Origin of the sequence: Agromyces sp. H66, from assembly GCF_004959775.1 — a bacterium.
Lineage (GTDB): Bacteria > Actinomycetota > Actinomycetes > Actinomycetales > Microbacteriaceae > Agromyces.
Window position 1 is genome coordinate 512783 of sequence record NZ_SJZG01000001.1, and the last position, 17281, is coordinate 530063.

At 71.1% G+C, this 17281-nt stretch carries 17 protein-coding genes; 7 read left to right on the top strand and 10 right to left on the bottom strand.

The features are described from left to right. The first annotated feature begins 222 nt into the window (after positions 1-222). Entirely contained in the window at positions 223-543 is a 321-nt protein-coding gene (locus tag EZM51_RS20775; protein WP_211195793.1) for a hypothetical protein, read from the top strand. On the opposite strand, the gene EZM51_RS02465 is transcribed toward EZM51_RS20775, so the two are convergent. Beyond that, positions 540-893 (bottom strand): hypothetical protein, encoded by a 354-nt coding sequence (locus EZM51_RS02465; RefSeq protein WP_136706625.1) that lies wholly within the window; start codon positions 891-893, stop codon positions 540-542. The two genes, EZM51_RS20775 and EZM51_RS02465, sit on opposite strands and share 4 nt — an antisense overlap. Positions 894-1052: 159 nt before the next feature. Between EZM51_RS02465 and EZM51_RS02470 the strand changes: the two genes are divergently transcribed. The 5 genes from EZM51_RS02470 to EZM51_RS02490 all read left to right on the top strand — a co-directional run bounded on the left by EZM51_RS02470 (position 1053) and on the right by EZM51_RS02490 (position 6273). Beyond that, entirely contained in the window at positions 1053-2036 is a 984-nt protein-coding gene (locus tag EZM51_RS02470; protein ID WP_136706626.1) for a Gfo/Idh/MocA family oxidoreductase, read from the top strand. A 9-nt stretch (positions 2037-2045) separates the two neighbouring features. Then, entirely contained in the window at positions 2046-3248 is a 1203-nt protein-coding gene (locus tag EZM51_RS02475) for a M20/M25/M40 family metallo-hydrolase (protein ID WP_136706627.1), read from the top strand. 7 nt (positions 3249-3255) lie between these two features. Continuing rightward, positions 3256-4770 (top strand): D-alanyl-D-alanine carboxypeptidase, encoded by a 1515-nt coding sequence (locus EZM51_RS02480; protein ID WP_169053756.1) that lies wholly within the window; start codon positions 3256-3258, stop codon positions 4768-4770. Between the two features lie 106 nt (positions 4771-4876). Next, the gene (locus tag EZM51_RS02485; protein WP_136706629.1) at positions 4877-5482 is read left to right on the top strand and encodes an isochorismatase family protein; all 606 of its coding nucleotides are present in this window, start codon (positions 4877-4879) and stop codon (positions 5480-5482) included. After that, the gene (locus tag EZM51_RS02490; protein ID WP_136706630.1) at positions 5479-6273 is read left to right on the top strand and encodes an alpha/beta hydrolase; all 795 of its coding nucleotides are present in this window, start codon (positions 5479-5481) and stop codon (positions 6271-6273) included. The genes EZM51_RS02485 and EZM51_RS02490 overlap by 4 nt, the downstream gene beginning before the upstream one ends. 165 nt (positions 6274-6438) lie before the next feature. Here EZM51_RS02490 and EZM51_RS02495 read toward each other — a convergent pair whose 3' ends face one another. From EZM51_RS02495 to hpaH, 9 genes are all read right to left on the bottom strand, one after another. Continuing rightward, entirely contained in the window at positions 6439-7293 is an 855-nt protein-coding gene (locus EZM51_RS02495; protein ID WP_136706631.1) for a glycosyltransferase family 2 protein, read from the bottom strand. Between the two features lie 29 nt (positions 7294-7322). Further along, positions 7323-8528, bottom strand: coding sequence for an FAD-dependent oxidoreductase (locus EZM51_RS02500; RefSeq protein ID WP_136706632.1), 1206 nt, complete (start codon positions 8526-8528; stop codon positions 7323-7325). Then, positions 8525-8971, bottom strand: coding sequence for an FdtA/QdtA family cupin domain-containing protein (locus EZM51_RS02505; RefSeq protein WP_136706633.1), 447 nt, complete (start codon positions 8969-8971; stop codon positions 8525-8527). Before EZM51_RS02505 ends, EZM51_RS02500 begins: the two co-directional genes overlap by 4 nt. Before the next feature lie 74 nt (positions 8972-9045). Beyond that, entirely contained in the window at positions 9046-10212 is a 1167-nt protein-coding gene (hpaD, locus tag EZM51_RS02510) for a 3,4-dihydroxyphenylacetate 2,3-dioxygenase (protein ID WP_136706634.1), read from the bottom strand. A gap of 55 nt (positions 10213-10267) precedes the next feature. Next, the gene (gene hpaE / locus EZM51_RS02515; protein ID WP_136706635.1) at positions 10268-11803 is read right to left on the bottom strand and encodes a 5-carboxymethyl-2-hydroxymuconate semialdehyde dehydrogenase; all 1536 of its coding nucleotides are present in this window, start codon (positions 11801-11803) and stop codon (positions 10268-10270) included. A gap of 19 nt (positions 11804-11822) precedes the next feature. Continuing rightward, positions 11823-12533 carry a GntR family transcriptional regulator gene (locus EZM51_RS02520; RefSeq protein ID WP_136706636.1) on the bottom strand — a complete coding sequence of 237 codons (711 nt, stop codon included), beginning with the start codon at positions 12531-12533 and terminating at the stop codon, positions 11823-11825. Next, entirely contained in the window at positions 12530-13993 is a 1464-nt protein-coding gene (locus EZM51_RS02525) for a fumarylacetoacetate hydrolase family protein (RefSeq protein ID WP_136706637.1), read from the bottom strand. Before EZM51_RS02525 ends, EZM51_RS02520 begins: the two co-directional genes overlap by 4 nt. 64 nt (positions 13994-14057) lie before the next feature. Continuing rightward, the gene (locus EZM51_RS02530; protein ID WP_136706638.1) at positions 14058-14900 is read right to left on the bottom strand and encodes an HpcH/HpaI aldolase/citrate lyase family protein; all 843 of its coding nucleotides are present in this window, start codon (positions 14898-14900) and stop codon (positions 14058-14060) included. Continuing rightward, complete coding sequence (hpaH, locus tag EZM51_RS02535) at positions 14885-15670, bottom strand: 2-oxo-hept-4-ene-1,7-dioate hydratase (RefSeq protein ID WP_136706639.1); 786 nt, start codon at positions 15668-15670, stop codon at positions 14885-14887. The genes EZM51_RS02530 and hpaH overlap by 16 nt, the downstream gene beginning before the upstream one ends. A 155-nt stretch (positions 15671-15825) precedes the next feature. On the opposite strand from hpaH, the gene EZM51_RS02540 reads away from it, so the two are divergent. Further along, entirely contained in the window at positions 15826-17205 is a 1380-nt protein-coding gene (locus tag EZM51_RS02540) for an MFS transporter (protein WP_136706640.1), read from the top strand. The last annotated feature ends 76 nt before the right edge of the window (positions 17206-17281 follow it).

Genomic DNA, 17281 nt, shown 5'->3' on the forward strand with positions numbered 1-17281 from the left:
ATCGCCGGACGCAGACCGACGGAGGCGCGGTGGGCAAGGCGACGGGCGGTCGACGCTCTGGATCCATCCGACGGTGCCCCTCCACTTCAAGTACGCGGGCGGGCGCCAGCCGTCCATCAACCGCGCGTGGATCGACCTCCTGATGAGCTCCGCCAACTCCCCGAGTGGTTTGCACCTCATGCCCGAGCCCGAAGACACCGGCACGGGCGGAGAGCGGGAGCCATGAAGCGCATCGGGATCGTCTACGGCGGACGAGAGTTCTCGATCGGCCAGGAGGGCTTCGACCGGCTGAAGTCGGAGATCGAGGCGGCGCACCGCGACGGTCGCGCGGTCTGGATCCGCGTGAACCACGGCGAGGGGAGGCCGCAACCGGCCGACCTCCTCGTCGGGCCCGGCATCCCCATCGCGCTCCTGCCCATCCCCGACGAACCGCCGACCCCGGCCGACCGGGCCGACGACTCGGCCGACCACCGCGCGGATCTCGATTCGGCCTCGATCGACGGCTCCGGGCCCGGCGCCGACGCGGCGACCCCGGCAGGCTAGACCTCGTCCGTCCAGTCGTACCCGACTGGTCCCTCGGCGTCGGGAACGCCGTGGTTCGTCACGGGGTGCATAGGCGCCAGCTCGGCGGTCAACGCCCGCAGCCGCTCCACGAGTTGCTCATCCCGGATCTCGTCGTCCTCGTCCGTGTCGACGCGCTCGGTCACGATCTGGCTCGCGGGACCGACGAGGAAGTTCACCACGCCCTGTCGGCCGTCCTCCGGATGACGGACCGGGATCTCGATCGCGCCCGTCGTGCCGCGGCGGCCAAGGGCGGCCGCGTAGGACACGAGGGCCTTCGCGATGTCGGTACCCGTGAGGAACTGGTCGCCGGCGTAGTAGATGCGCTCCATACTCCACGACTAATCGCTGGGCCCGTTCCGATCAATCCCTTGACTCGGAGCGGAGGATGGAGTCGCCCCGTCGCGCGGTCGCCCCGTCGCGCGGTCGCCCGGCGTCATCCGGTCGCGAGCGGCGCCCGTGCGCACGGCTCCGACGATAGGCTTCCGGGCATGACGGATCGACTGCGCTGGGGCATCCTGGCCACGGGCGGCATCGCCCGACTGTTCACGAACGACCTCAAGCTCAACGGCTTCACGGTGCAGGCGGTGGGGTCTCGGTCGCGCGAGGGTGCCCAGGCGTTCGCGGAGAAGTTCGACATCCCGACCGCGCACGACAGCTACGAGGCGCTCGTCGCCGACCCCGAGGTCGACGTGATCTACGTCTCGACCCCGCACCCCCTGCACGCCGCGAATGCCCGCCTCGCGCTCGAGGCGGGCAAGCACGTGCTCGTGGAGAAGCCGTTCACCGTGAACGCCCGCGAGGCGCAGGAGCTGGCCGACCTCGCCGCCGAACGCGGCCTCCTCATCCTCGAGGCCATGTGGACGCGGTACCTGCCGCACATGGTGCGCATCCGCGAGATCATCGCCGACGGCATGCTCGGCGAACTGCGCTCGCTCATCGCCGACCACACGCAACTGCTCCCAGACGACCCCGAGCACCGCATCAATGCACTCGAACTCGGCGGCGGCGCGCTGCTCGACCTCGGGATCTACCCGATCTCGTTCGCGTGGGACCTGTTCGGCGCACCGCTCACGATCCAGACGACCGCGACGTTCAAGACCACGGGCGCCGACGCCCAGGTCGCCACGATCTTCGGATACGACGGCGACCGGCTCGCCACGACCCTCTCCGCGAGCCACACGCTCGGGCCGAACACCGCCAGCGTGCTCGGCACTCGCGGCCGCATCGAGATCGATCGGGTCTGGTACACGCCGACGATCTTCCGCGTGATCGGGATCGACGGCTCCGTGCACGAGGAGTACCGTTCCGAGGTGACCGGCCGCGGCATGCACTTCCAGGCGGAGGCCGTCGAGCGGCTGGTCGCCGAGGGGAACCTCACCGGCGACGTGCTGCCGATCGACGAGACCGTCGCGATCATGGGCACGCTCGACGCGATCCGCGAGCAGATCGGGCTCCGCTACCCCGGCGAGTGATTCCGTCGCATGGATGTCGCTGCACTCGCACGCCGGCTCGTGGCGATCGACGCCGCCAATCCGTCGCTCGTGCCCGGCGCTGCCGGCGAGCGCGAGATCGCCGAGTTCGTGGCCGAGTGGCTCGCCGCTCGAGCGTTCGACGTGCGGCTCGTCGGGTCCGATCCGGCCAGGGCGAGTGTGCTCGCCCGGCGACGGGGGACCGGGGGCGGAGGCACGCTCCTGTTGGCCGGGCACCTCGACACGGTGGGCGGCGCCGGGTCTGGAAGCGGGGTGGCAGGTGACGTGGCGATCCCCGATGACCGAATCGTCGGCCGCGGCGCCTACGACATGGCCGGCGGACTCGCCGCGGCCATGGTCGCGGCGGCCTCGGCGCCCGATGATCTTGCGGGCGACGTGGTGCTGGCGTTCGCGGCCGACGAGGAGTTCGGTTCGATCGGCATGGAGGAGCTGCTGGCCGCGCTCGACGAGGACGCCGCGATGCCAGGGGCCCGCAGCCCGCGCCCTGACGCGGCCATCGTGCTGGAGCCCACCGATCTCGAGGTGACGCTCGCGCACCGCGGATTCGCGTGGTATCGGGTCGAGTACGAGGGCCTCGCCGCCCACGGGTCGCAGCCTCGGCTCGGCGTCGACGCGATCGACCGAGCGCTCGACGGTCTCGTCGCGTTGCGTGCGTTGGCGGCCGGGCTCGACGCTCGAGCGCGGCATCCGTTGCTCGGTTCCGGCAGCGTGCGGGTCGCCACCATCGAGGGCGGCACGGATGCTGCGACCGTCGCCGACCGGTGCGTGCTCGTCGTCGAGCGCCGCACGCTGCCGGGCGATCCCGACCCCGGTGCGGAGCTGGAACGTGTCCTCGCCCCGTCCCGTCCGGCGCGCATCATCCCACTCGTCGCCCGTCCGGCGATGGAGGCCGACGCGGATGCGCCGATCGCGCGGGCGGTGCTCGCCGCGGTCGAACGAGTCACGGGTGCGCCGGCCGTGCGCCGAGGCGATCCGTGGTGGACCGACGCGGGACTCATCGCGGATGCGGGCATCCCGGTCGTGCTCGTCGGCCCGAGCGGGGGCGGCGCGCACGCCGACGAGGAGTGGGTGTCGGTGCCGTCGCTCGTCGCCCTCGTGCGGGTGCTCGACGGCGTCATCGCCGAGGTGTGCCGAGCGAGCGCCGATCCAGGCTCTGGGGGATCCTCAGGAACCGCCCGAGGCCGCCGCGTATGATTCCCGGGTGATCGACGAGACGCCGTTCCCCGAGCGGCCCGAAGGGGCCGCGGGCGAGCCCACGACGTCCGGCGACCCCGTGAACCCGGCGAGCGCCGCCGCGAAACGAGGGCTCGCGGCATCCGTCGTCGCCTTCGCTCGCACGCACCGGCTCGCGGTCGCGGCCACCGGCGGCGTGCTCGCGCTCGCGCTGCTCGGCACCGGCGCGCTCGCCGCGGGGGCCGCCGTCAACGCCCCGCGCGACACCGTCGCCGCGACGACGTCGACGCCCACGCCCGCTGCCGAGCCGGCGCGGCCGGCGCCCGCGGCCGCAGCGACGCCGAGCCGCATCCGCACCTGCTCGGTCGCCGATCGCGCCGCCGACGGACGCCTCGCGAACCTGCAGGCGCAGGTCGTGAACGCGGCGACCGGCGAGGTGCTCTACGATCGCGGCGGCACCACCGCCTCCCGCACCGCCAGCGTCATGAAGGTGCTCACCTCGGCCGCCGCGCTCTCGGTGCTCGGACCCGAGTACCGCGCGGCGACGACGGTGGTGAAGGGGGCGGAGCCCGGATCGGTCGTGCTCGTGGGCGGCGGCGACGTCACCCTGAGCCGCACCCCCAGCGGCACCGAGACGGTGTACCCGGGTGCCGCCCACCTCGACGAACTCGCGACCCAGGTGCGCGACGCGTGGGACGCCGATCCGGCGAACCCGCCGCTCACGAAGCTCGTGCTCGACCCCTCGTACTTCGGCGGCGACGAGTGGGAACCGAGCTGGGACCTCGTCGAGCGCGAGTACGGGTACATGTCGAACATCACCGCGCTGCAGGTCGACGGGGACCGCGACGATCCGTTCGCGAACACCTCGTGGCGCAGCGGCGACCCGATCGGCCGGGCCGGCGACGCGTTCGCGGCCGAGCTCGGCGGCATCTCCGTGATCGAGCGCGGCACCGCACCGGCGGACGCCGCCCAGCTCGGCCAGGTGTTCTCGCCGACGGTCGCGCAGCTCGTCGACAAGGCGCTCGTCGTCTCAGACAACACGGTCGCCGAGATGCTCGCGCGGCTGGTGGCGATCGAGACGGGCGCGGGAAACACGTTCGGCGCGATCAACCAGGGCGTGCTGCAGGGGCTCGCGGCGTACGGCCTCGACACGACCGGCATCACCGTGGTCGACGGGTCGGGACTCAGCGACGACAACGCCGTGCCGCCGTCGTACCTCACCCAGCTGTTCGTGAAGATCAACGCCCGCGAGGGCCACCTCGGCGTCATCATGGACGGGCTGCCCGTGTCGGGACAGCGCGGCTCGCTGTCGTACAGCGATCGCTTCGCCGGCGACAACGGCGTGGCCCACGGCGCCGTTTCGGCGAAGACCGGCTGGATCGAGACGGGCTACACGCTCGCGGGCGTGGTGCGCGCACAGGACGGGGCGACCCTCACGTTCGCGATCTACGCCCTGGGCGACGTCTCGGATGACACCAAGCAGGCCATCGACACGCTCACGACCGGCTTCTTCCTCTGCGGTGACAACCTCTCGAACCAGTGACCGCGACCGCCGTCGAGTGACCGCGCCGGCGCGGGCTGGAAGAATGGGAGCACGACGGCACGCGACCGCGTGACCGGCGCGTGAACGACGAGCGAAGGAGCACACCATGACCCGGGCGCTGTTCATCATCGACGTGCAGAACGACTTCACCGAGGGGGGTGCGCTCGGCGTCGACGGGGGAGCGGCGGTGGCCGCCGGGGTGACCGAGTTCCTCGGCCGGCATCGTGACGACTACAGCGTGGTCGTGGCATCCCGCGACTGGCACTCGAGCGAGAACGACAACGGCGGTCACTTCGCCCTCGGCGACATGGACCCCGACTTCGTGGACTCGTGGCCGCCGCACTGCGTCGAGGGCACCGAGGGTGCGGAGTACCACCCCGCGCTCGATACCGGCCTCGTCGACGTGCACATCCGGAAGGGGCAGGGCGTGCCCGCGTACTCGATCTTCGAGGGCACGGATGACGCGGGGAGCACGGTGAGCGAACTGCTCACGTCGCGCGGCATCACCGACGTCGACGTCGTCGGACTCGCGACCGACTACTGCGTGCGGGCGAGCGCGCTCGACGCCCTCGAGCACGGGCAGCACGTGCGCGTGTTCACCGACCTCGTGGCCGGGGTCGCGTCCGAGACCTCCGACGCGGCGCTCGCCGAACTCGGGCACGCGGGCGCCGTCATCACCGAGTCGGGCGCGCTCGAGAGGCGCGAGGCGTGAACCGCGCCGCAGCCGCCTCGCCGACGCTGCACGCGGAGTCGCCCGACGGCGTACTCATCGCCTACCGGGTGCACGAGGAGGGCGACTCGGATGCCTCGCTGCCGCCCATGCTGCTCGTGCACGGGTTCGCCTCCGACTCGCGGGTCACCTGGGAGGGCACCGGCTGGGTGCGTGCGCTGCTCGACGCGGATCGGACGGTCATCACCGTCGACCTGCGCGGTCACGGCGAGAGCGACAAGCCGACGGACGCCGACTCGTACACGCCCGAGCGCCAGGGCGCCGATCTCGTCGCGGTGCTCGACTCGGCCGGGGCGTCGCGCGTCGACGTCGTCGGCTACTCCATGGGCAACCGGGTCGTCTCGGGCCTGGCCGAGCTCGCGCCCGAGCGCGTCCGCCGCGTCGTGATCGGCGGGGCGGGGCCGCGGGAGTGGTTCGCCACCTGGGACCTCGACGAGGCCCGGCGCGTGCTGCTGCGCGGCGAGCCCTCGAGCGACCCGCAACTCGAGCAGGTGCTGCGGCCGGCGATCGCGGCGGGCGCCGACCGCCAGGCGCTGATGGCCTGCATCGAGGGGGTGCGGGGAGCCCCACTGTCGATCCCGGGGAGCACCCCCACCCTCTTCGTCGCCGGCGAGCAGGATCCGGTTCCCGAGGGGGTGCAGGAACTCGCGCTCGAATGGGACAGCGACCTGGTCACGATCCCGGGCCGCGACCACGTGTCCACGCTCACGTCGCGCGCGTTCAAGGACTCGGCGATCGCGTTCCTGGCTGCGGCGTCGGCGTCCCACGACTGAGGGTTCGACGGCCGCTCAGCCGCCGGGTCGCGCAACTGAGGTGATCCCGCTGCCCGAGGTCGCTCGCGCCCGAAGCGACCTCGGCAGCCGCGATCCCCTCAGTTGCGTCGAGAGTTGGTCGCGGGCACTCGGGGTGGAGGCGTCGGGCCGCGTGGGAGAGCTGCCTCAGAGCCCCAGGCGGCGGAAGATCCGCTTCACCCACCCGGGCAGTCGGCGCCCGACCACGCGTCGCCACAGGTGGCCGGTGAGGCGGGCCTTCGCCAGGGGGCCGAGGCTGCTCCTGCGGATCTCGGCGATGCCCGACCTCCGCAGCGCCAGCAGCTGCGTCTCGTCGTGCGGCCAGCGCTTCGAGAGACTCCCCGCCGTGTAGTACTTCTCGCAGAGCAGTTCGGGCACGCGCACGAACTCGCCGATGAGCGAGAGCCCGAGGAGCCAGGTCCAGTCTGCGGAGTACTCGCCCTGCTCGTTCGGATGGATGCCGCCCACCGCCCGGTAGGCCGATGACCGGAAGAGGCCGCGATTGGGCACCCACCAGTTGCCGGGGCGGCGAACCATCACCCGGCCGCGCTCGACGCTCGACCGGAGCCCCTCGAGTTCGTCGAACACGTGCAGGCGGCCCGGTCCGCCGACCTCGTGCACGTTCATGTCGCTGAACGCCAGCACGGCGCGATCGTTCGCGAGCAGCGCCTCCGCGAGCCGCTCGACGTACGTCGGGGCGACGACGTCGTCGTGGAACGCGAAGAACATGAGCCCCCCGCGGGCGCGGGCCATCAGGTCGTTCGAGTTGCCCAGCCACCCGAGATTGGACTCGCGTTCGACGATCCGGACGTTCGGGTGCTGCTCCGCGAACCGTCGCACGATGTCGAGGGTGTCGTCGGTCGAGCGGTCGTCGCCGATGAGGATCTCGAGGTTCGACCAGGTCTGGGCGGCGAGGCTGTCGAGCGTCCGCTGGATGAACCGGGAGCCGTTGTAGGTCGGCACCAGTGCCGTCACCAGCGGGCTCGAGTCGCGGGCGTCCATGGTTCTCCGTCCTCCGGGTCGACTGGTGTTCAGCCGGCGATCTCGTCGGCGAGCGCCCGGGCGAGCCACGGTGCCGTCGAGTACTTGCCGGTGTCGATCGAGAAGTAGGCGCCGCGTCGCGCCACTCCGTACCGGTCGCGGCGGTGCAGCCCCGAGCCCGGGTCGTCGAGCGACCCTCGGCCGCGGGCGTAGACGAAGCCCCCGTGCACGATCGTGGACTCGGCATCGTCGAACACCCGCCCCGTCCACGGCATGACGTGCTCGAGCGCGGAGCGGACGCGGGCGACGAACGCGTCGGCCTCGGCGCCGCGCGGGGTGCGCGGCGCGACCAACTCGAGATCCGAGCTCTCGGCTTGGAGCCCCACGGGGTACCACGAGAGGTAGAAGTCGCGGCCGTTGTAGTTCTTGACGTCGCCGAACGGACCGGTCGCGACGATCGCACTCGGCAGGTCGAGCTCCCTGCGCGTGCGGACGAACACGCACAGGCGGTGGCGGTGGGTCCACGGCGGCTCCGGCGCCAGGCCGGCCGTGACGTCGATGGGCAGCCGCCCTCCCCACAGGGCGTTCACCACGAGGTCGAAGGGCTCCTCGTACCCGTCGGAACCGCGCACGCGCCAGCGTCCGTCGACCGCCTCCACCGGTTCCGCCGCCGTCACCCGAGTGCTCATCCTGAGCTCCACGCCCGGTTCGGATGCCGCGGCGCCGGCCAATCGGGCCGCGAACCACCGCGTGTCGACCGATCGCTCGGGCACCCGGAAGCCGGCCACGATGTCGGCACCCGAGAGGGCGCGCAGCTCGTCGGAGCCGAGTTCGGTCGCCCGCGCATTTGAGACGTCCACGAGATAGCGGGAGGCATCGGGATGCTCCCGGATCAGCTCGCTGACCGCGGCGAAGCGCTCCCGCAGCTGCTCGGGCGAGGCCACCGAGTCGCGGTGGATGAGGTAGACGTCGTCGGTGGTGGTCGTGTGACCGGCGAGGTCGCCGCCGATGAGTTCGCGAGCGAGCTCGGCGAACCGCAGGCTGCCGGGGAGGATGTGCTGCGCGGTCGCGAGCGTGGGGTCGGCGCCGTACAGGTAGCCGAGGTGGATCTTGCCCTCGTTCCATCGGCTCGTGGCGGCCATCGGCGCCGACTCCTGGTCGATGAGCGTCACGTCGAGACCGCGGCGGGCGAGTCCGATCGCCACGGCGCTGCCCATGATGCCGGCCCCCAGGACGGCGACTCGACGATCCCTCATGAGGCGATCACGTCGGCGGCGTCGGCGGCGTCGGAGGCGTCGGAGGCGTCGGCGCCGTCGACGTACTCGGCGGCGTCATACGGTCCGTCGGCGAAGACGATGAGCGTCGAATGGTCGTCGAGGTAGACCTGCTGCGCCCAGACACCCGCTTCCACCAGTACGGCCGGGCACTCCTCGTCGAGCCTGATGGTGGCGTTCTCGCCGCGATGGCTGACGTGGACGTCGATCGCGCCGCTCGCCCGGAAGAGCACCTGGCGCACACGGCGATGGGCGTGACCGCCTCGCACCATGCCCTGCGGGGCGCTCACCACGAAGGTGCGCGCAACGCTGAATCGCGCGTCGTCGAACGTCACGGGCGTGAGCGAACCCCGCTCGTCGCGGAAGCAGTCGAGTTCGAGGACTCGCACCATTCCGTCGAGGAGCGGGGTCCGTTCGGTCGGCATGGTCAGCACTGTAGCCTGCCCGCGGTCTCGGGGGCAGCGGTCGGGAGGCGCGATGCGCGCCTCCCGACGGAGGGTCAGAGCTGGTGGCCGAGCTTGTACTCGCCCTGCTTCCACTCCGGCATCGAGGACTCGCCCTCCTCGGGGCGCGTGTAGGAGAACCCGTCGGCACCGATGGTCACGGCCATCTCGCTGGCGTCGGTGCGGGCGACGACCTCCTTCGGGTTGCCGTCGAGGTCGAGCACGAGCGAGGCCTCGGTGTACCACGAGGGCACGACCGGGTTGCCCCACCAGTCACGGCGCTGGTTGTCGTGCACGTCCCACGTGACGACGGGGTTGTCGGGGTCGCCCGTGTAGTAGTCCTGCGTGTAGATCTCGACGCGGTGGCCGTCGGGGTCGCGCAGGTAGAGGTAGAACGCGTTCGAGACGCCGTGGCGCCCGGGACCGCGCTCGATGCGGTCGCTCTGGCGCAGCGCGCCGAGCTTGTCGCAGATCGCGAGGATGTTGTGCTTCTCGTGCGTCGAGAACGCGACGTGGTGCATGCGGGGGCCGTCGCCGCCGGTCATGGCCGTGTCGTGCACGGTCGGCTTGCGGCGCATCCACGCGGCGTACACGGTGCCCTCGTCGTCCTGGATGTCCTCGGTGACGCGGAAGCCGAGGTCCTGCATGAACTTCGTCGCGCGCGGCACGTCGGGGGTGACCTGGTTGAAGTGGTCGAGGCGCACGAGTGCGCCCGGAGTGTAGAGGTCGTAGCGCCACGCGAGGCGCTCGACGTGCTCGACGTCGTGGAAGAACTCGTAGGGGAAGCCCAGCGGGTCCTCCACGCGCACCGACTCGCCGATGCCCTTGGTGAAGCCCTCGGCGCGACGCTCGACGCGGCATCCGAGCTCCTCGTAGAAGGCCACGGCCCTGTCGAGGTCCTCCGGCGTGCGCACGCGGTAGGAGAACGCGGCCACGGCGGCGACCGGCCCCTTGCGCAGCACGAGGTTGTGGTGGATGAACTCCTCGAGCGACCGGAGGTAGACGACGTTCTCGTCCTCCTCGGTCACGGTGAGGCCGAGCACGTCGACGTAGAACTCGCGCGAGCGAGCCAGGTCGGTGACGACGAGCTCCATGTACGCGCAGCGCAGGATGTCGGGGGCGGGCGCCGACGGCGTCGGGATCGGGTTGTCGGTGTGGATCGGAGCCTCCTGCGAAACGTAGAAGCCCGAAGAGGTGAGGGTCTTGTCTTCCTTGGCGGTCATGTCAGCGTCCTTGCCTGGTATCGGTTGTCAGTGAACGGATGTCTCGGGCCGGCGCTCAGCGCGGGTCCGGGTCGTCGAGGTCGGTCTCGTCGTGGTGCTCCTGCTTGCCGAACGTGGGGTTGTGCACGGCACCGAGCGTGATGTGCACCGCCTGCTGGTCGGTGTAGAAGTCGATCGAGCGGTAGCCGCCCTCATGGCCGAGGCCCGAGGCCTTGACGCCGCCGAACGGCGTGCGGAGGTCGCGGACGTTGTTCGAGTTGAGCCACACCATGCCGGCCTCGACCGCCTGCGAGAAGTTGTGCGCACGCTTGAGGTCGTTGGTCCAGATGTAGGCGGCGAGCCCGTACTTCACGCCGTTCGCGAGCTCGAGCGCCTCCTCCTCGGAGTCGAAGGGCGTGATCGCGACGACCGGCCCGAAGATCTCCTCCTGGAAGATGCGGGCGTCCTTCGGGACATCCGCGAACACCGTCGGCGCGACGTAGTTGCCCGTCGGGAAGCCCTCGGGCCGGCCGCCGCCGGCGACGAGTCGGCCCTCGGTCTTGCCGATCTCGACGTAGCTCATGACCTTCTCGTAGTGCTCGGGGTGCACGAGCGCGCCGACCTCGGTCTTCGGGTCGTGCGGGTCGCCCACGATGACGCGCTTGGCCTGTGCGGCGTACCGCTCGACGAACTCGTCGTAGATGGCACGCTCGACGAGGATGCGGCTTCCGGCCGTGCAGCGCTCGCCGTTCAGCGAGAACACGCCGAAGATGGTCGCGTCAACGGCCGCGTCGAGGTCGGCGTCGGCGAAGACGACGGCCGGGCTCTTGCCGCCGAGCTCCATCGAGAGGCCCTTGAGGTAGGGCGCGGCGTTGCCGAAGATGATCTGCCCGGTTCGGCTCTCGCCGGTGAAGGAGATGAGCGGGACATCCGGATGCTTCACCAGCGCGTCGCCCGCCTCCTCGCCGAGGCCGTTGACGAGGTTGAAGACGCCCTTCGGGAGGCCCGCCTCCTCGAAGATGCCGGCCCACAGCGACGCCGACAACGGTGTGAACTCAGCCGGCTTCAGCACGACCGTGTTGCCGGTGGCGAGGGCCGGACCGAGCTTCCACGACTCGAGCATGAACGGCGTGTTCCACGGCGTGATCAGGCCGGCGACGCCGATCGGCTTGCGGTTCACGTAGTTGATCTGGCGGCCGGGCACCTTGTACGTGTCGTCGGCCTGCGCGACGATCAGGTCGGCGAAGAACCGGAAGTTCTCGGCGGCCCGGCGGGCCTGCCCGAGCGCCTGGGTGATCGGCAGGCCCGAGTCGAACGACTCCAGCTCGGCGAGCTGCGCGTCGCGCGACTCGACGAGGTCGGCGATCCGGTGCAGCACGCGCGAACGCTCGCGCGGCAGCATCCGCGGCCACGGGCCCTCCGTGAAGGCGCGCTTCGCGGCGGCCACGGCGCGATCGATGTCGGCCTTCTGGCCGGCGGCCGCCTGCACGTACGTCTCGTTCGACACGGGGTCGAGCACGTCGAACGTCTCGCCGCCGATCGAGTCGACGGACTCGCCGTCGATGTAGTGACGGATGCGGTCGGGGAGCCCCTCGGGGATGTGATGCGTCATGTCTTCCTCGTTCGATGGGTCAGTCGGTGGTGGAGGCGAGCGCCGGTTCGGCGGTCGCGGATGCCGCCGGGGAGGGATGCTTGTGCTCGGCGGTGAACGCGAGCACCGCGTCGAGGGTGGCGGTGCGGTGCGCACGCGCCGCGAGTTCGATCTCGAGCGGCTCGGCGCCCGACTCGATGAGCTCGACGATGTGCTCGTGCTCGGCCACGGACTCGGCGGCGCGTCCGGGCACGAAGCTGAACGACGTGTCGCGCAGCAGCTTCAGCCGGCTCCAGCCGCGATGCACGAGGTCGAGGATGTGCGGGTTCGGGCACGCCTCGTAGAGCGCCGCGTGGAACTCGATGTTCAGCGCGGTGAAGCGGTGGGGGTCGAAGTCGTCGAGCAGCCGCCGCATCCGCTCGTTGATGCGTCGGGCGTCCTGCAGCTGCTCAGCGGTGAGGTACGGCGCCGAGAGCGAGGTGGCCGCACCCTCGACGATCGAGAGCGTCTGCATGGTGTGCAGGTACTCGGTCTCCTTGATGAGCGCGACCTGGGCGCCCACGTTGCGCTCGAACGTGACGTATCCCTCGGCCTCGAGGCGGCGGATCGCCTCGCGCACGGGAACGACCGAGACGTCGAGCTCGCGCGCGATCTGGCCGAGCACGAGCCGGTAGCCCGGCACGAACCGGCCGTCGTCGATGCGCTCGCGGAGGTAGTCGTAGGCCTGCTGCGACTTGCTCGTGGCGGTCATGAGTTCCGCCCCTGCGCCTGCTCGTAGCGGGCCCGCCACTCGGCGTTCATGGGGAACAGCCCGTCGACGGATGCCCCGGACGCGACCTGGTCGGCAACCCAGGCGTCCTCCCGCTCCTGCGTCTCCGCCTCGGCGAGCACCTCCTCGACGAGGGCGGGCGGGATCACGATGACGCCGTCGCCGTCGCCCACGATGACATCACCGGGCTGCACGGCGGCGCCGCCGCACGCGACCGTCACGTCGGTCTCCCACGGAACGTGCCGCCGGCCGAGCACCGAGGGGTGGGCGCCCTGCGAGAACACGGGGATCTCGAAGCCGCGCACGGCGTCGAAGTCCCGCACGCCGCCGTCGGTCACGATGCCGGCGGCGCCGCGCACCTGGGCGCGGAGCGCGAGCACGTCGCCCACGGTGCCGGTGCCGCGCTCGCCGCGTGCCTCGACCACGAGCACCTCGCCGGGCAGCACGGTGTCGAACGCCCGCTTCTGCGCGTTGAACCCGCCGCCGTGGGACGCGAAGAGATCGGGGCGGAAGGGGATGAACCGCAGCGTCTTCGCGCGGCCGACGAGGCGGTCGCCGTCGTGGTTCGCCGAGACGCCCTCGATGAAGATGTCGTGATAGCCGCGCTTGCGGAGCGCGACCGAGAGCGTCGCGACGCCGACGCCGGCGAGGCGTTCGCGCAGGTCGTCGGTGAGCTCGAATCCGGGTTCGGCGGCGGGCAGGCCCGCGGCCTCTCGCGAGCCCCACGCCTCCTCGCGCTGCAGGTCGTCGACCGCCGGCTTCGTGCCGAAGTCGCCGAACGACACGGTGCCCTCGGTGATGGTGGTCACGAGCCGGCCGCTCGACGGCGTGCCCGGGGCATCCGGTGCGTCCACCTCGACCTCGACGACGTCGCCGGGCACGACGACCGACGAGCCTGCCGGCGTGCCGGTGAGGATGACGTCGCCGGTCTCGAGGGTCATCAGCTGCGAGAGGTCGGCGATCAACTGGCCGAACGGGAACAGCAGCGTGTCGCTGGTGTCGTCCTGCACGAGTGCGCCGTTGACCCACGTGCGCACGCGCAGGCCCGCCGGGTCGACGGCTGCTGCGGGGATCGCGCGCGGTCCGAGGGGCGTGAAGCCGTCGCCGCCCTTCGAGCGCACGTTCGAGCCCTTGTCGGCCGCCCGCAGGTCGTAGAGGCCGAAGTCGTTGGCGGCGGTGACGGATGCCACGTGCGTCCAGCCGTCGTCGGGGGAGACGCGCCGCGCGGGCTCGCCGATGACGAGCGCGATCTCGCCCTCGAAGGCGAGCAGTTCGGTGCCGGCGGGGCGCTCGAGGGTGCCGCCGGTGGCGGCGACCGATGACGACGGCTTCAGGAAGTAGCTCGGTGCGGCGGGCGTGCGGCCGCGTTGCGCCGCGCGCGACCGGTAGTTGAGGTGCACGGCGATGATCTTGCCGGGGGTGGCGATCTCGTCGGTGGTCATTGACGTCCTCGTCTCGTTGTATCCGAAATCATATACGATCCTGCACGGGTGGGGAAGCGCCGGCTCAGTAGCTCGCGCGCGGCGCGGTGGCGGGCCCAGCCGCACCGCCGTCCGCACCATCGCCGCGCCGGGCGATGAAGCGATCGGCGAGCGCCTCGGAGGCCCTGGCCAGCATCGCGACATCCGCTCCGACGAGCACGAAGGCGGTGCCGGCATCGAGGTACCGGTCGGCGACCGCGGGCGCGAAGGCGTTCACGCCGGCGGGCTTGCCGGCGGCCGCGGCCGCGCGGATGCAGTGCTCGACGGCGGCCACGACGTCGGGATGCTCCTGTTGGCCGAGGAACCCCATCGAGGCCGCGAGGTCCGACGGGCCGACGAAGATCGCGTCGACGCCGTCGACCGCGAGGATCTCCTCGACGTGCTCGACCGCGGCCACGGACTCGATCTGCACCGTGAGCGAGATCGTGCCCGAGGCATCCGCCAGGTAGTCGGGCACCCGGTTCCAGCGCGACGCACGCGCGAGCGCACTGCCCACGCCGCGCACGCCGGCCGGCGGGTAGCGCACGGCGCGCACCATCTCGGCGGCGTGCTCGGCCGAGTCGACCATGGGCACGAGCAGGTTCTGCACGCCGAGATCGAGGTACTGCTTGATCGTCACCACGTCGCCGTACGGCGGGCGCACGAGCGGCGTGGCCGGGTAGGCGGCCACCGCCTGGAGCTGGGCGAGGATCGACTCGAGCGAGTTGGGGGAGTGCTCGCCGTCGATGAGCAGCCAGTCCAGGCCGCTGCCCGCGGTGATCTCGGCGATGAGCGGGCTGCCGGAGCACACCCACATGCCGATGAGGGGACGGTCGGATGTCGCGAGCCGCTCGCCGAACGTCGGCGGCAGGGTCAATCGAATCGGCATGTGATCGCCCCCAGCTGTCCGTAGTCGGCGTGCACCGTGTCGCCCCGCTCGACCCACATGGGCCGCGTGAACGACCCCGCGAGGATGATCTCGCCGGCGCCGAGCGACTGCCCGTGCTGCGCGAGCTTGTTCGCGAGCCACGCGACGCCCATCGCGGGGTGGCCGAGCACCGCGGCCGCGACGCCGGACTCCTCGATGGTCTGGTTGCGATAGAGGAGGGCGGAGACCCAGCGGAGGTCGACGGCGTCGACCTTCACGGGATTGCCGCCGACGACCATGGCGCCCATGGCCGCGTTGTCGGAGATGGTGTCGACGATCGTGCGCCCGGCCATCTCGATGTGCGAGTTCAGGATCTCGAGCGCGGGCACGACGTAGGCGGTGGCGTCGAGCACGTCGAAGATGGTGGTGTCGGGCCCGGCGAGCGGCTTCGCGAGCACGAACGCGAGCTCGACCTCGATGCGCACGTTCGAGAACCGGTCGAACTCGACGGTGGCGCCCGACTCGATGACCATGTCGTCGAAGATCACGCCGTAGTCGGGTTCGGTGATGCCCGTGGCGACCTGCATGACCTTCGAGGTGAGGCCGATCTTGCGGCCCACGAGGCGCGCGCCCCGCGCGGCGCGGCGCTCCGCCCAGAGCTGCTGCACGGCGTAGGCATCCTCGACCGTCATCTCGGGGTGCCGGGCCGTGAGCAGGGGGACGATGGATCGATCCCGATCGGCGGCGACGAGTTCGTCGGCGATCGCGGCGATGCGTGCTGGTTCGAGCAAGCGTTGGCTCCACTTCGTTGTCGAGGACTCGCCTCGATCGTATTCGATCTGGTCGTCAGATGTGGTATCTGAAATCATATATAATGATGCTCGCGCTCATCCGGACCTGCGATGAGCGGTCCCCGACAGCGACACGACAGAGGAGTCGACGCGCCATGACGACGACGTCCACCACCGCACCATCAACCGAAGCCAGGCAACGCGAACTCCGTCGCGTCGCCTTCGCGACCGTGATCGGCACCACCATCGAGTGGTACGACTTCTTCCTGTACGCGAGCGCCGCCGGACTCGTCTTCGGTGCGCTCTTCTTCGCCCCGGCCGGCCCCGAGTTCGCGACCATCCTCTCGTTCGCGACGGTCGGCGTGAGCTTCCTCTTCCGCCCGCTCGGCGCGTTTCTCGCCGGGCACTTCGGCGACAAGATCGGCCGCAAGGCGATGCTCGTCGTCACGCTCATCCTGATGGGCGCCGCGACCACCCTCATCGGCGTCCTGCCCACGTACCAGCAGATCGGCATGGCCGCGCCCATGCTGCTCGTCCTGCTCCGCATCCTGCAGGGCCTGTCGACCGGTGGCGAGTGGGGCGGCGCCGTGCTCATGGCCGTCGAGCACGCCCCCGACGGCAAGCGCGGGCGCTACGGCGCGTTCCCCCAGATCGGCGTGCCGATCGGCCTGCTCCTGGCCTCGGGGGTGCTCGCGCTCATGACCGGCGTCGTCTCGCCCGGCGACGCGTTCCTCGAGTGGGGCTGGCGCATCCCGTTCCTGCTGAGCTTCGTGCTCATCATCGTCGGCATCATCGTGCGCCGCGCGGTCGACGAGAGCCCGGTCTTCAAGGAGATCTCCGAGAAGAAGGAGAAGGCGAAGACCCCGATCCTCACCCTGTTCCGCAAGCACTGGCTGCTGGTCGTGCTCGCAGCGCTCACCTTCGCCGGCAACAACGCCGCCGGCTACATGACCACGGGCGGATACCTGCAGAACTACGCCACGACGCCGATCGCCGACGGCGGGCACGTCGGCATGGAGCGCACGCCCGTGCTCCTCGCCGTCGCCGGGGCATCGGTGGTGTGGCTCATCGTGACGTTCGCCGCGGGCGTGGTCTCCGACCGCATCGGCCGGCGCAACACCTACGTCATCGGCTGGATCGCCTTCCTCGCGACCGTGTTCCTGCTCTTCCCGCTGGCCGACACCGGCAACCCGTGGCTCCTCTTCCTCGGCGTCTCCCTGTTCGCCATCGGCAACGGCTTCACCTACGGCCAGCAGGCCGCGTACTTCACCGAGCTGTTCCCGGCCTCGATCCGGTACTCGGGCGTCTCGATCACCTACGCGATCGGCGCCATCATCGGCGGCGCCTTCGCGCCCACCATCGCGGCGTGGCTCGTGCAGTCCACCGGCACCGCGACCTCGGTCGCGTTCTACATCGCCGGAATCATGGTGGTCGCCTTCGCCGCGACCCTGCTGCTCCGCGACCGCACGGGCATCCCGCTCGGTCCCGACCACGAAGCGGAGCAGTCGGTGCGGCACTTCGCCTGGCAGAAGTAGGGTCCAGCGCCGACCCGATGCGGGGGCGGATGTCGCGAGCACGCGACATCCGCCCCCGCGTCGTATCCGCGGCTCG